The organism is Bartonella tribocorum (genome assembly GCF_002777915.1).
GTDB classification, from domain to species: Bacteria; Pseudomonadota; Alphaproteobacteria; order Rhizobiales; family Rhizobiaceae; genus Bartonella; species Bartonella tribocorum_A.
Genome location: NZ_NJGE01000014.1, coordinates 44,468 through 58,407, shown reverse-complemented (window position 1 = coordinate 58,407; position 13,940 = coordinate 44,468). Strand labels below are relative to the sequence as shown.

Here is a 13,940-nt window from a genome sequence, read left to right as displayed (position 1 = left end):
CAATAGTTATGGCATTGGCGCTTATGTCAGTTATTTGGATCATAGTGGATGGTATCTCGATAGTATTTTAAAATATAATCATTATCAAAATACCCTAAAGGCGGTTTCAACGAATGGATTAGGGATTGAAGGCAGTTATACGCAATGGGCTGTTGGAACTTCCTTTGAAGCCGGTTATCGACTTCAGACGTCGAAGAGCAGTTGGTTACAGCCTTATGGACAGTTTACATGGTTRAAAGTTGAGGATAAGGAAATTAAGTTATCGAATGACATGRTAGGTGAGCTGCGTCCCTTCACTTCATTACGCAGTGAGGTTGGTTTATCTTTAGGGTATGAATTTGGCTCTCGTATGGCTTCTTCATCCCTTGCATATATTACGGCAGCGTGGTTGCGAGAGCATAAAGATGACAATCAAACGTTGATTAATCACCAACATCCCTTTACCACGGACTTATCAGGGAATGCGGGTAAATTAGGGATAGGTTTCAGCAGTTTAGTGAGTGAGAAGTTGAAGTTTTATGGTGAGGCGCATTATATTAAAGGGCGTAAAACAAAACAGTCTCTTCAGGGCATTATAGGGGTACGTTATAGTTTCTAATATAGGGATATTTTTTGATTGATTTCAGTGTGTGAGGGGATTTTTAAACCTAGATACGACCTGTCTAGATCCGTCTTCTTTAAAGAAGAAGGCTTTCATAAAAGGTATATATTTTTTACGTGTTATTTTTTTCTTATAATTTTTTATTGCTTAAAGGGCCATTTTGATGGGAAGCATTGAGGAATATAAAAGGAGTTGAATATTTAGAGGCGGGAGCGCATGTTATGATGAGAGAAGCAATTGCAGATATATCTATTGTATTGAAGTCTTTTTTATAATTTATTCTATATTTTTGAGAATTTGTGTAGATTTTTGTAGAGTCACTTGGCAAAGGGCTGCTTGCTCGCTATAGAAATAGTCAGAGAATATTATAAATGAAACAAAGGTGAGTAAATGGCTTTAGAGCGTACTTTTTCGATGATTAAACCGGATGCAACGCGTCGTAATTTGACGGGCGCAATTACGAAAATGCTTGAGGATGCAGGGTTGCGTGTTATTGCATCTAAACGTGTGTGGATGAGCAAGCGTGAGGCTGAAAATTTTTATGCTGTTCATAAAGAACGCCCTTTTTTTAGTGAATTGGTTGAATTTATGTCTTCTGGTCCAACAGTTGTACAGGTTTTGGAAGGAGAAAACGCAATAGCTAAAAACCGTGAAGTGATGGGTGCTACAAATCCTAGTGATGCAGAAGAAGGAACAATTCGTAAGGTTCACGCTTTGTCAATCGGTGAAAATTCCGTCCATGGATCCGATAGTATTGAAACGGCACAAACAGAAATCACTTTTTGGTTTTCTGAGGTAGAAATTGTTGGTTAATAAAAGCGACAATAAAAAACAAAAACCCGAAACAGTATGTTTTGGGTTTTTATTTACAAGATTATAGATCTCTTTGATAGATATGTAGATCGCTGTTTTTTCCGCTTTTAGTATTGCAACTGTTTTTGCAAGAGCTACTGTTTTCTTGAAAAGTTTTTATCTGTACGCTAATTTCGTTTGTGATGGGCAAAAGAAGTGTTTTAGTTGATTCATCGTCAATAGATTTGAAATACGTAGGTTTAGGGTCACTCTTTTCTTGTTTAAGTGGCAGGAAGAGAGGTTATCATTACAAATCAAGAGACGGTTTCATGAGATGACGTGTTTTAAACCTGCGCGAAAATAATCCCATCCTGTCCACAATGTAAGAAGGGCAGAAATCCATAGCATAGTAATGCCAAACTCTACTGTGTAGGAGAAAATTTTGTTACCCGCTGGTCCTGCTAAAAGAAAGATAATAGCGATCATTTGTACAAAAGTTTTCCATTTTGCAAGACGAGAGACCGGAACGCTCACTTTTAATTCAGCTAAATATTCACGTAATCCTGATACAAGAATTTCTCGGCAAAGAATGATAATGGCAGCCCATAGAGTCCATCCCGCAATGGTACTGTCTGCTGCAAGCAAGAGCAAGCAGGCAGAAACGAGAAGTTTATCGGCAATTGGATCTAGCATGCGACCAATATTGGATGTTTGTTCCCAAATACGGGCAAGGTAACCATCAAGAAAGTCAGTAATGGATGCAATGACAAAAATGGAAACGGCAATCCAGCGTGCGATATCACTAGATTGTAGGCGTCCTTCTACAAAAAAGCAGGCAACAACCATTGGGACTGCAACAATTCGTGCATAAGTTAAAAGATTTGGAAAAGAAAAAGTATGATTTTTCATAGAGCTATTTTTAATTCTTGTGAAAGAGAATATATCCCCTAAAAGTAACAAGGCTAAGGTGATGAAACAAGCCTATTTTTCGTGAAAATGGTTATGAATTTTTTGTGCAATTGTGACAGAGATTCCTGTAACTTTTTTCAAATCTTCAAGTGAGGCATCAGCAACAGCCTTGGCACTTCCAAAATGGTGCAGTAACGCACGTTTTCTTGTCCGACCGATATTTTCAATTTCATCAAGTGGATTTTTGAATGTTGCTTTTTTTCGTTTTATTCTATGCGTTCCAATGGCAAAACGATGTGCTTCATCACGCAGACGTTGTAAAAAATAGAGGATAGGATCACGGGGGGGAAGTGTAAAAGGAGGGGTACCTTTTATAAAAAATCGTTCACATCCTGCATGACGGTCAACACCTTTAGCGATTCCAACAACTGTGATCAGGTTATTTAATTGTAATTCAGTAAGTATTGTATGCACACTGTTGATTTGTCCTTCACCACCATCGATTAAGATAAGATCAGGCCAAATAGGAAAAAGATCATTCTCTTGATTGTGTATATCATGATTTTTATTTGGCAAATCATGCTCTTTGATAAGGCGTGTAAATCTTCGTTTAATGACTTCTTTCATCATGCCAAAATCATCGCCAGGCGTTATATCTGTTGAGCGAATGTTGAATTTTCGATATTGATTTTTAACAAATCCCATTTGACCAGCCACAATCATAGCACCTACAGAATTTGTTCCCATAATATGAGAATTGTCATAGACTTCTATACGGCGCGGAGGGAAAGGGAGTTGGAATGTTTCAGCAAGTCCTTGAAGCAGTTTTGTGTGGGTAATTGTTTCAGAAAGCTTATGTTCAAGGGCTTCATGAGCATTGAGATAGGCGTGATTAACAAGCTTTTTCCGTTCTCCTTGCTTGGGTAAAGAGAGAGATACCTTGTGATTTGCTTTGAGATTCAATGCTTCTGTAAGAAGTGTCTTTTCTTCAAGTTCTTCAGATAAAAGGATGCTTTTGGGAAGGGGTTTATCATCGTAAAATTGGGTGAGAAAACTCGCCAAAATTTCAGTACGAGAAAAAGAGGGATCTGCTTTAGGAAAATAGGCACGGTTTCCCCAATTTTGTCCCATGCGAAAAAAGAACACTTGGATACAGGTCATTCCCTCTTTTTGCGCAATTGCAAAGACATCGGCTTCTTTTATCGTTTGAGGATTAATACCTTGATGGCTTTGTATATGGGAAAGGGCTGATAAGCGGTCACGATAGGAAGCAGCTTGTTCAAAATCAAGATTTTCTGCGGCTTTATGCATAGCTTGAACCATATCATTTTTAACAGATTGATCTTTTCCCGAAAGAAACGCTTTTGCTTCTCTTACCAGTTCTTTATAATCACTATCATTAATTTCATAGGTACAAGGTGCAGAACATCGCTTAATTTGATAAAGTAAACAGGGACGTGTACGGTTTTCAAAAACTGTATCGGTACAGGTCCGTAATAAAAAAGCGCGTTGTAAAACATGAATTGTTTGTGTCACAGCACCAGCAGAAGCAAAAGGTCCAAAATAATGCGCTTTTTGTGTTCGAGCACCACGATGTTTGTAAAGTGCAGGTGCTCGATGATCATTTGTAATCATAATATAAGGGAAGCTTTTATCATCACGGAGTAATACATTAAAATGGGGATGCAATCTTTTGATGAGATTTGCTTCTAAAAGGAGTGCTTCTGTCTCTGTATGGGTAACGATAAATTCCATATGATATGTTGCACGAATCATGCGGGTAATACGATTATTGTGTCCTTGTTCACGTGCATAGTTTGAAACGCGTTTTTTGAGATTACGGGCTTTGCCAACATAGAGAATATCACCATTTTCACCAATCATCCGGTAAACCCCTGGCTTATGCGGAAGGTGTTTAACAAATTCTTGTATAAATTTGACACCTTGGAATTGATTTTTCTCATTGCTTTGAGGAGCATTATTCCATGTAAGGCTAGAGAGAAAAGAAAGCTTTTCTCGTCTATTTTTTGGATAATTTGTATTATTTTGCAGGCTCATTCCGTTTATCAAGAAATGCTTTTTGTTTACTCTATTAAATATTCTTTTTTATTAAATAATAATTATTTATATCTTTAATAGTTTTTGTCCATCAATAACACATTATAGCATAAGAGTCTGATTTTAGAGTGTCTATCTTTCATAAAAAATATGAGAGCTGTTATTTAAGACAGCTTTATGAACACGCTCCATTGATTCATTACAAATGATTGGAATAAGAAATCCATGATGATAAAAGGATAAACTTTCTAAAAGAAAAAATAATTACGAAATAAATATTAGTTTATAAAGATAATTTATCATTATTGACATTGAGTTAAATTCCTGAATAGCGTGAGGTTCTTTCATTCTAAACCTATTCCGTATTAAATTAATCAAAGCCATATCTCTTGCATGTTACAAGCGGGGAGAGCTGCGTGGCTAAAACTATAAAGAAAGGACTAAAAATTCCTCTTATACGCTGTTTCAAGTGCCAACAAATATTGCCTGAAAAAATGTACGATAATACCAAATTGCCTCTTTTATGAGGTATCAAGAGGGTGATGCTCAATAGCTTTATTGTTTCATGATTCACGCAATAGTTATAAGCTTACCATGACTATATTATGTGTTGATATCATCTAAAAAGTAATGAAATCTTGCTGCCTTTGTATTTTAGAAAAGGGTATTTTAAGGGAAAATATGAGAGGAGATCTAATTTAATAGATGTTCTTTTTGAAGCCACTTATGGGTTATTTGAGCATTTTCATCTTGTCCAAGACGGTTGATAAGAAAGGGAGAGAGTTTTTTTATTTCTTCTTCCAAAAGATAGGGAGGATTGATAATGATCATCCCACTTCCATTCATTTTAGGGAGACTTGAATTTTTTCGGACACGCATTTCAAGCTGTAAAATTTTAGGAATTCCTGTTTGATAAAGCGCGTGAAGAAAACTTTCAATTTCTTTGTCATATTTAACAGGATACCATAAAGCATAGATTCCTCCAGAAAAACGGCGATAGGCTTTCATTAATCCTTCAATAAGGCGGGAAAATTCTCCAGTTTTTTCAAAGGGAGGATCAACAAGGATAAACCCACGTTTTTCTTTTGGTGGTAAATGAGCATTTAAGGAAAGCCAACCATCCAAATGCAGAACTTTTGTCTGATAATCACCAGAAAAATTTTTTGCTAAACTGTGATAATCTTCATTGTGCAATTCTATTGCGGTGAGGCGATCTTGTTTCCGTAATAGCTGACGAATAAGAACAGGAGATCCAGGATAAAATACAATTTCTTTTTTTCCTTTATTGAGGGTATCAATGATATCATACCATGGACAAAGGAGTGCTCTTAAATCTTCTGGAATAGGTTTTGAAAAAATTCGTTGCACACCCTCGCGCCATTCTCCTGTCTTATGGGCTTCTAAAGAAGAAAGGTCATAAATACCAATACCAGCATGCGTATCTATAACGCGAAAAGCTTTTTCTTTGCGTTTGAGATATTCTACAATGCGTGTGACAATAATGTGTTTAAAAACATCAGCAAAATTGCCAGCATGATAAATATGCCGATAATTCATGGAGGAAACTCTATCATATGGATAATTGTATCAGATTATTAGCATAGAATAATAGAATTGATATCTATAAAAATTTTCTTGTAGAAGTTAAAAAAGATTCTCATCAAAAAAATATTACATATAAAATATTAATGTTATGGGAGCATTTATTCATTAGGGTTTTAAATCTTTTATATGGAAGTTGAACAGGAGGAGGGCAAACATTTCAACGGAAACTCCTTAGTGAACAACAATGAAAGCAGGCATCATCATATCCCTTAATATTGCGACTTGTTGGTTAGCTTGCTTGACACTTGAGCTGATCTATAAGAGTTATTTTAATAATTTTTATCTCTCTATGCTAATCTTGTTTGTGATATATAAGTGGATGATTCTTACAAGCTAATACATTTTACGCGTTGATAAAACGTATTCTCAGATATGGATCACACGGCACAAATGTTGTCTAATGCGCGTTTTTAGTGAGTCCATATTGCGGTATCGCGCTTAATATTAAAAAATATGATATTGCATTTTTAAAAATTTGACTGATTGATTGACGACGATCATATTTTCTATTGTTTACGAAATAATCGATAACAGGATTCTTGGAACGCAAAGAATTGTTGAAAATGTTATTCGCAAGAGATGAGTGCTGAGGCAACTTTAATGTTCGATTATGTGTTAAAGAAAACTCTTTCAGGGAATATAATTTGGGAAAAATTTTTAAATACGTGTAAATTTTTTGTAGAAAGTTATGATATTATTCTCATTGGTAAAGTTGATTTGGAAGAGATATTTGCAATTTCATGTACGATACCGTTTTTAAAAGGAAAGACATTGGATACAGTATTTGCAGGAAGATGAGCAGTCCAAGAGAGCATATGAAGTTTCTTTAGAAAAACTTTTAAGTCTTTTTGAACTTTGTATGAAGTGCTTTATCGTTATTGAATGGTTTGTGCTACAATACCCTAAAAAGAGATGAGAGGATAGAAGTTCATTTATGCCCTTTACATTAAAAACGTGTGATTGTTTTTAAGGTGAGAAAAAAATATATAAGGAGTATACGATATTTGATATCTTCTTCAAAGAAAGCATGAATAAGTGAGATAAAATTTAAAAGCATAGAGTTAGAGAGAGTAATGGGTAATATTTTTTCACCAGCGCATTTAATTATAATTTTATTGCTTATTTTAGTGCTTTTCGGGCGTGGTAAAGTTTCTGAATTAATGGGCGATGTTGCTAAAGGAATTAAAGCTTTTAAAAAGAATATGAAGGAAGAAGAGGAGAACATTGAGGATAAGGTTGAAATGGCTGATACTTCTCAAGTAATTAATGGAGAATCTCAACAATCTCAGCCATTATCGGTAAAACGTGCCGCAACACGCAGGAAGGCTTCGTCTGACTCTAAAGGAGGCAAGGCATCTGTTGCTAAAAAACAGCGTGTCAAATAACAAAAACTTTATCACATTGCGCATTATTTTTCATGAGAAAGTCGAGTATAAGCGATGTTTGGGATTGATGGACCAGAGCTTGTCGTGATCTTACTTGTTCTCATTATTGTCATTGGGCCGAAAGATTTACCTAAAATACTCAAGACAATAGCAAAGGTGAGGGCGTATGTATCTGCAACAGCAAATGAACTTCGTTACCAGTTTGATGATGTAATAAAACAAATCGAGCGCGATGATTGGCAAAAAACATCTTCGGATATTAATGATTCAAGTAAGAAGTTGGCAGAAACTTTTGAGCCCATTCAAAATACATTAGAGGATATCCATGATAATTTGGATGTTAAGGCAACACATCATAAATCAAAAAAAGATAAAGAAATTTTGGAATGTGATCAAAAGGCAATCAAGAAGGATAGGGCAGTCTCTATAGCTTCTCATCATTCTGAAAGCATTTCTGTTTCTCCTAAAGATAAAGAAAAAGAAGATGTGGCATGAATGTAGAAAAAGATGAGGTTGATGCCAATATGGCGCCCCTTTTAGAACATTTCATTGAACTTCGTCAGCGAATTATTTCTGCCTTGGTTGCATTTATAATCGCTTTTATGATGTGTTTTCTTGTTAAAGATTATATCTTAAATTTTTTACTATGGCCGTATCAGTGGGCAATGAAAATAGCAGGAGGGTATCCTGAGAGTATTCGTTTGCAATCAACGCAAGTCTGGGAAACTTTTTTAACAAAGATAAAACTTGCTGCCTTTGGGGGAATTATTTTATCTTTTCCCTATATGGCTTTTCAATTTTATAGTTTTATTGCACCAGGCCTTTATAAAAATGAGCGCATGGCTTTTTTACCCTTTCTTATTGCTGGCCCTATTTTATTTTGTATTGGAGGAGCATTTGTTTATGCTCTTTTGGCACCCGTAATACTATGGTTTAGCCTTTCTCAACAATTTCTTCCAGATGCTCATTTAAAAATAGAGTTTATAGTGCGTATTTCTGATTATTTGGGTTTTATGACGTCGTTTATCCTTATTTTTGGTTTGATTTTTCAATTGCCTCTTGTCATCAGCCTTTTAACAAAAGTTAGACTTTTAACATCTCATGATTTGGTATCTAAACGAAAATGGGCTATTCTGCTCTCTTTTATCATTGCTGCAATGATAACACCGTCGGATTTTTTTACGATGTTTGCAGTAGCTTTACCAACAATAGCGCTTTACGAGGTCTCAATTTTAATTGCTTACGGTATAGAAAAGAGAAGAAARTCMGCTTAAGAAAAATGTGTARTCTTAYGCGATRAGAAATRARTRAAAACAATATAGAATAAAAGAATATAATGAGGAATTTTTATGCTTGATATTAAGTGGATTCGCGAAAATCCTGAGAAATTAGATAAAGCGCTCGTAAGTAGAGGTCTTGAGCCACAAGCTGAAAGGTTAATACAACTTGATCTTGCACGCCGGTCACATGTTGCTAGGGTACAATTGGCGCAGGAACGTCGCAATGCGGTTTCAAAGGAGATAGGACAAGCTTTATCTGTATCTAATCAACAAATGGCTGAACGCCTTAGAGCGGAAGTTGAAGAGCTTAAAGCCTTTCTTTCTTCTGCAACAGCGGAAGAAAAACAGCTGACGGAAAGTCTTGAAAAAATTCTTTCAGCACTTCCCAATATTCCATTAGATGATGTTCCAGAAGGTAAAGATGAAAGTGATAATGTCGTCATTCGACATTTTGGTACACCTCCAACGTTTAATTTTACACCAAAGGAGCATTTTGATCTTGGTCAAGCTCTCAAGCAGATGAACTTTGAGCGCGCTAGTCGTTTGTCTGGAACACGTTTTACAGTGCTTTCAGGAGCGTTAGCTCGGCTAGAACGTGCATTGGGACAATTTATGCTTGATGTGCATGTCAATGAGCATGGTTATACAGAAGTTTCTGTGCCTCTTCTTGTTCGTGATGAGATTGTTTATGGAGCAGCTCAATTGCCGAAGTTTGCTGAAGATCTTTTTCAAACAACAGATGGTCGATGGCTTATTTCTACAGCAGAAGTGCCATTAACCAACTTGGTCAACGATGAAATTCTTGAAATATCAGATTTGCCACTGCGATTTTCTTCTTTATCTCCCTGTTTTCGTTCAGAGGCGGGAGCTGCTGGTCGTGATACACGTGGTATGTTGCGTCAGCATCAATTTTGGAAGGTAGAAATGGTCTCGATTACCAGTGAAGAGCAGTCTCTTACTGAATTGGAACGTATGACGGAATGTGCAGAAGATATATTAAAACGACTCGGTTTGCCTTTTCGCACAGTGGTTCTTTCTACGGGGGATATGGGGTTTGCAGCACGTAAAACTTATGATATCGAGGTTTGGCTTCCTGGCCAAGGCTGTTATCGTGAAATTTCTAGCTGTTCAGTTTGTGGAGATTTTCAAGGTCGACGTATGAATGCTCGTTATCGTAAAGAAGGCGATAAAAAATTGCATTTTGTTCATAGCCTTAATGGTTCTGGTACCGCTGTTGGCCGTTGTCTTATTGCTGTGCTTGAAAATTATCAACAGGCTGATGGCTCAATTATTGTTCCTGATGTTTTACAACCCTATATGGGAGGCATGCGTTGTATTAGTGCTTAATTTTGCGAAAGGAGAGACAATATGCATTTGTTGCAAAGAGGTCAAGGTATGCAAACGCCAAGGTTTCGCCATTTTAAGAGAGGCGGTTTGTTGGGACGATAAAGTGCACTTCCATTAGAGAGTGAATGATACTATGGGGCAAAAGGGTATTTTACAATTTCGTGAGGAGTTGGCTGCTCTTGTACTAAAAATGCGTAGTAAAGGCATTGATGACGTGCGATTTTTTTCGGCATTAGAGAAAATTCCACGTCAACAGTTTGTTTCTGCTCCGTGGTTTAATAGTGCTTATGATAATAAAGTTATTCCTCTTGAGTGTGGTGAATATATGGAACGTTTGGAAGAACAACTCTTGATTCTTTCGGCACTCTCATTGAAAAAAAAGCATCGTGTTTTAGAAATTGGTACAGGCTCTGGCTTTTGTACGGCTCTTATAGCGTGTCTGAGTGACCGTGTGACAACGGTTGATCGCTATAAAACGCTTGTTGATTTGGCTTGTCAAAAATTTCAAACTTTGGGTATTGAAAATATTGTTATACGACAGATTGATGGAAGTCATAGTGTGACAGGTTTGGGATCATTTGATCGCATTCTTATTTGGCCATCACGTTCTGATGAACCCAAAGAATTTTTAGAACTTTTAGCTGAAAATGGAATTCTCATTCAGGCGATAGGACCTGATGAAGGAGTACAAACGGTAACGCGCTATACAAAAATTGGGTGTCGATTTGAGTGTTTAGAACTGTTTAAAGTGCGTTATCAACCTTTTATTAAAGGTATTGCGGAGATGCTTTAATTTTTAAAATTTAAGAAATAGCGCAAATTATTTCACTTTTTGATTTTTTATTTAAATTCATTTTGATCTTAATTGAAGATATTTATGAATAAAACATCTCGTTTTAACCCTTCGGTAATTTAAAAAAGCTTTAATAGAGTGAGTTGAGTATTGATGAGTGAGCAAAACGATGTGTTTAAAAGTTTTGAATAATATTTTCCGGCATAATTTTCAGAAAATAACTTTTTTAGCGGTGGCAACTATTGTTGCTGGTTGTAGTTCTGGTACACAACGTTTTTCCAATATTTTTTCTCATCATACGGTATCACCTCAATCAAATATATCGAACTCTATGTCTACAGATCCGAGAATGCTATCGTACGGTGGAGATATGATACAAAGCACTGAATTACCACCTGTGGAAGCAAGTAATGATTCGTGGATCGATGATAATTCCCCCTATAATTCTCCACAACAAGGTAGGGGTGCTTCTTCTGATGGTCGCGTCATGGGGGTTCCTCCACGGAATCTTGGAACACTTTCCCGTTCACAAATGGATAACTCTCCTATTTTTCGGCAGAACTCTTATATTGTCCAGAGTGGAGATACACTTCTCAGTATTGCACGGCAAGTAGGGGTTAGTGTTGAGGCATTAAAATCAGCAAATGGTATAAACAGCAATTCCCTTTATATCGGTCAGGTTCTTGTGCTACCAAGCAGGCGTACATTAGCAACTTCAAAAGCGCCCAGTCGTAACGACTGGCCAGCGTCAACAGCAGAATCTTCATCTCAATCTCAAGTGATGTCTTCTATAAAGAACAAGAAGGCCTCTCCTATATACAAAGCTCCTGTAACACCACCACCTTCTCCACAGGTGAACAGGTCAAATTCTGAAAAAAACTCTTCTCAACAGATGATGCAATTGAACCATGAATCTGATTTATCAAGTACTGTTACGAATACAGATAATATTAAGACGCCGCAAGCCACAGGAATTTCTAAGATGCGTTGGCCAGTACGGGGGCGTTTATTAAGCCAATTTGGTCAAAAAAAAGGGACAGTACTGAATCGAGGAATAGACATTGCTGTGCCTGAAGGATCATCGGTAAAGGCATCAGAAAATGGTGTCGTTATTTATGCGGGAGATGGATTAAAAGAGCTGGGTAATGTTGTTATGATTCGACATGAAAATAATATTATCACTATTTATGGATGTAATAGTAAGCTTGTTGTTAACAAAGGACAAAGGATAAGACGTGGTGATGAGATTGCTAAGTCGGGTGTTTCAGGAAATGTTAAAACGCCACGGGTCTATTTTGAGATGCGTAAGAATTCATTACCGGTTGATCCTCTTAAATATTTAGAAAACTAATTTATTGATGATGTTTAATTTGAATAGTCTTATAGTTTATAGAAATTTCATGAAAAAATTTATTTTCTCAAATCAATAACACTCATCAGAACGTTTTAAATTTTCTCAAGCTTCTATTTTCGGAACTAATTCTGCAATAACATGATCTTTCTGATCGATTTTCCCTTGTAGATGATTCAAGACACCAAACGATGCTAAAGGAGTCAAATAATCAATCTGTGGTGTTGTTTTTTCTTTTAAAGCTGTTCATATGTAATTGTAATAAAGTAGTGACATGCTTCATACACTTTAATGCTCGATCATTGAAAGGTGTTTGCTCATGTCTAATATTAATGTGATAGCAGAAAACCGTTGGTTTAGAAGAGCAGTGCGTTGGTTGATTTTATTAGATATTATCATCTTTGTGTTTATGAAGTATAAGATAATAGCATCGTACTATTTTGCAGCGCATAATGTTCCAACTTCTTTTGCATTTGAGAGGGGGCATGAGAAGAGATATTTGGTTTCTTATCATAAAGAGTTTTTATCTTCATGTTTATTTCACAGGTATGATGTGTAAGAAAATCATTTTGATTCATTAAAAGGGTTTGAAATGAGAGCGTTTTACGGTATTTAGCTCTATCATTCGACAATTAAAAATGATGGATTATCTCTATAAATTAAAGTTTTTCCATTAGATTTTTTTTTGTATCATTTATTGAGTAAGCGGGCTTTTCGTGTAGGATATATAATAGAGAGAAATAAATCTGTTTTTTAAAGATTTTTCTTATTGTATTCTATCTCTTAAGGATTTATTGCATTTTTATGAAGCTGAGATTACATTATCTCGTCATCACTTTTTATGATAAATTCTTGAGATAATTTTTTCTGAATCGGAATTTTATTTTAATAGAGTGGGAAATAAGAGTGGGAAATCCCTGAAATTTAACTATAGGAGATAAAAATGTTTAGTACGAACGCTTATGCTCAAGTTGCAGGCGATGTTTCCAGTGGAATTTCATTTGTTAACGCTGTCCCATTCATTTTAGTTTTTGCAATTATGTATTTTTTTATCATTCGTCCACAGCGTGCACAAATGAAAAAACGACAGGAAATGCTTAATGCAGTACGTCGCGGGGACACAGTTATAACGGGTGGTGGTATTATCGGCAAGGTTACGAAGGTTCACGACGAGAGTGGTGAAGTAGAGGTTGAAATCGGTGAGAATATGAATATTCGTGTTATTCGCTCAACATTAGCTGATGTGCGCGTTAAAGGTGAGCCGGTTGCAGAAAAAAAATCGAAGCTTAATGCTACAGCAAAAACACCAAAAAAGTCTAATTCTAAGACGACAAAGAAAGAAAAAGTGAGTATTGCTAAAGAGAAAAAAGCTATATCAAAGGAAAATAAAGAAGATGCATCTTAAAATATAAATGTAATTTATATTTTAACAGCATTTTTATAAAAAGTATCGAGATATAAAGACAATTTCATGAGGAGGAATAACTTTTATAATTTCTATAGGGAACGGTGTCTTTATTTTCTGTAGACGGTTAAAATATTTCTTTATTTTGAGGATTTACGGCAAATTTTTCTGTTCTTTAAACAATATCCTTATTTCTATAAAGAGAAGTTTCTCATTTTTGAGTCAATTAAGTTGAGAAAAATTTAAAAACGTAAATAAGTATAGCATTTAATCGCAGTCTATTGCCAATTTCTCATATATTTTTTTATGATCCAATCAAGATTTTATAGTAAAAATTTCTACCATTAATATTCTGATGGCGTATAGTTAACATATCAATGTTTATATTACGATTAAGTTTTATAGTGGACAGTA

The 13,940-nt window shown here is 35.7% G+C and carries 14 protein-coding genes; 11 read left to right on the top strand and 3 right to left on the bottom strand.

All coding sequences use genetic code 11. The features are described from left to right. Together CER18_RS06390 and ndk are read left to right on the top strand one after the other, a co-directional pair. The coding region (locus CER18_RS06390; RefSeq protein ID WP_143242712.1) for an autotransporter outer membrane beta-barrel domain-containing protein at positions 1-598 on the top strand (598 nt) is incomplete at its 5' end. A 393-nt stretch (positions 599-991) separates the two neighbouring features. Next, on the top strand, positions 992-1,414 hold the full coding sequence (gene ndk, locus CER18_RS06385; protein ID WP_100129225.1) for a nucleoside-diphosphate kinase: 423 nt from the start codon (positions 992-994) through the stop codon (positions 1,412-1,414). 306 nt (positions 1,415-1,720) lie between these two features. Here the strand turns inward: ndk and pgsA are convergent, their stop codons facing one another. The 3 genes from pgsA to CER18_RS06370 form a co-directional block, all read right to left on the bottom strand. Then, on the bottom strand, positions 1,721-2,302 hold the full coding sequence (pgsA, locus tag CER18_RS06380; RefSeq protein WP_100129224.1) for a CDP-diacylglycerol--glycerol-3-phosphate 3-phosphatidyltransferase: 582 nt from the start codon (positions 2,300-2,302) through the stop codon (positions 1,721-1,723). Between the two features lie 72 nt (positions 2,303-2,374). Beyond that, positions 2,375-4,360, bottom strand: coding sequence for an excinuclease ABC subunit UvrC (gene uvrC / locus CER18_RS06375; protein ID WP_100129223.1), 1,986 nt, complete (start codon positions 4,358-4,360; stop codon positions 2,375-2,377). A gap of 693 nt (positions 4,361-5,053) precedes the next feature. Continuing rightward, positions 5,054-5,917, bottom strand: coding sequence for a 23S rRNA (adenine(2030)-N(6))-methyltransferase RlmJ (locus tag CER18_RS06370; protein WP_100129222.1), 864 nt, complete (start codon positions 5,915-5,917; stop codon positions 5,054-5,056). Positions 5,918-6,544: 627 nt separating this feature from the next. Between CER18_RS06370 and CER18_RS06365 the strand changes: the two genes are divergently transcribed. The 9 genes from CER18_RS06365 to yajC all read left to right on the top strand — a co-directional run bounded on the left by CER18_RS06365 (position 6,545) and on the right by yajC (position 13,526). Continuing rightward, positions 6,545-6,763: a hypothetical protein gene (locus tag CER18_RS06365; protein ID WP_100129221.1), complete on the top strand. Its 219-nt coding sequence runs from the start codon at positions 6,545-6,547 to the stop codon at positions 6,761-6,763. A 275-nt stretch (positions 6,764-7,038) separates the two neighbouring features. After that, positions 7,039-7,350 carry a twin-arginine translocase TatA/TatE family subunit gene (gene tatA, locus CER18_RS06360; protein ID WP_100129220.1) on the top strand — a complete coding sequence of 104 codons (312 nt, stop codon included), beginning with the start codon at positions 7,039-7,041 and terminating at the stop codon, positions 7,348-7,350. A gap of 54 nt (positions 7,351-7,404) precedes the next feature. Continuing rightward, on the top strand, positions 7,405-7,845 hold the full coding sequence (locus CER18_RS06355; protein WP_100129219.1) for a twin-arginine translocase subunit TatB: 441 nt from the start codon (positions 7,405-7,407) through the stop codon (positions 7,843-7,845). Continuing rightward, positions 7,842-8,624: a twin-arginine translocase subunit TatC gene (gene tatC / locus CER18_RS06350; protein WP_100129218.1), complete on the top strand. Its 783-nt coding sequence runs from the start codon at positions 7,842-7,844 to the stop codon at positions 8,622-8,624. Before CER18_RS06355 ends, tatC begins: the two co-directional genes overlap by 4 nt. Positions 8,625-8,699: 75 nt before the next feature. Continuing rightward, the gene (serS, locus tag CER18_RS06345; RefSeq protein ID WP_100129217.1) at positions 8,700-9,977 is read left to right on the top strand and encodes a serine--tRNA ligase; all 1,278 of its coding nucleotides are present in this window, start codon (positions 8,700-8,702) and stop codon (positions 9,975-9,977) included. Between the two features lie 133 nt (positions 9,978-10,110). Then, a complete protein-coding gene (locus CER18_RS06340; RefSeq protein WP_100129216.1) occupies positions 10,111-10,770 on the top strand; it encodes a protein-L-isoaspartate(D-aspartate) O-methyltransferase in 660 nt (219 codons plus the stop codon). A gap of 169 nt (positions 10,771-10,939) precedes the next feature. Further along, positions 10,940-12,121, top strand: a complete 1,182-nt coding sequence (locus tag CER18_RS06335; RefSeq protein ID WP_100129215.1) for a M23 family metallopeptidase — start codon at positions 10,940-10,942, stop codon at positions 12,119-12,121. Positions 12,122-12,440: 319 nt separating this feature from the next. Further along, positions 12,441-12,680: a hypothetical protein gene (locus CER18_RS09900; RefSeq protein WP_143242711.1), complete on the top strand. Its 240-nt coding sequence runs from the start codon at positions 12,441-12,443 to the stop codon at positions 12,678-12,680. 384 nt (positions 12,681-13,064) lie between these two features. Then, positions 13,065-13,526, top strand: a complete 462-nt coding sequence (yajC, locus tag CER18_RS06330) for a preprotein translocase subunit YajC (protein WP_100129214.1) — start codon at positions 13,065-13,067, stop codon at positions 13,524-13,526. Positions 13,527-13,940 lie beyond the last annotated feature (414 nt).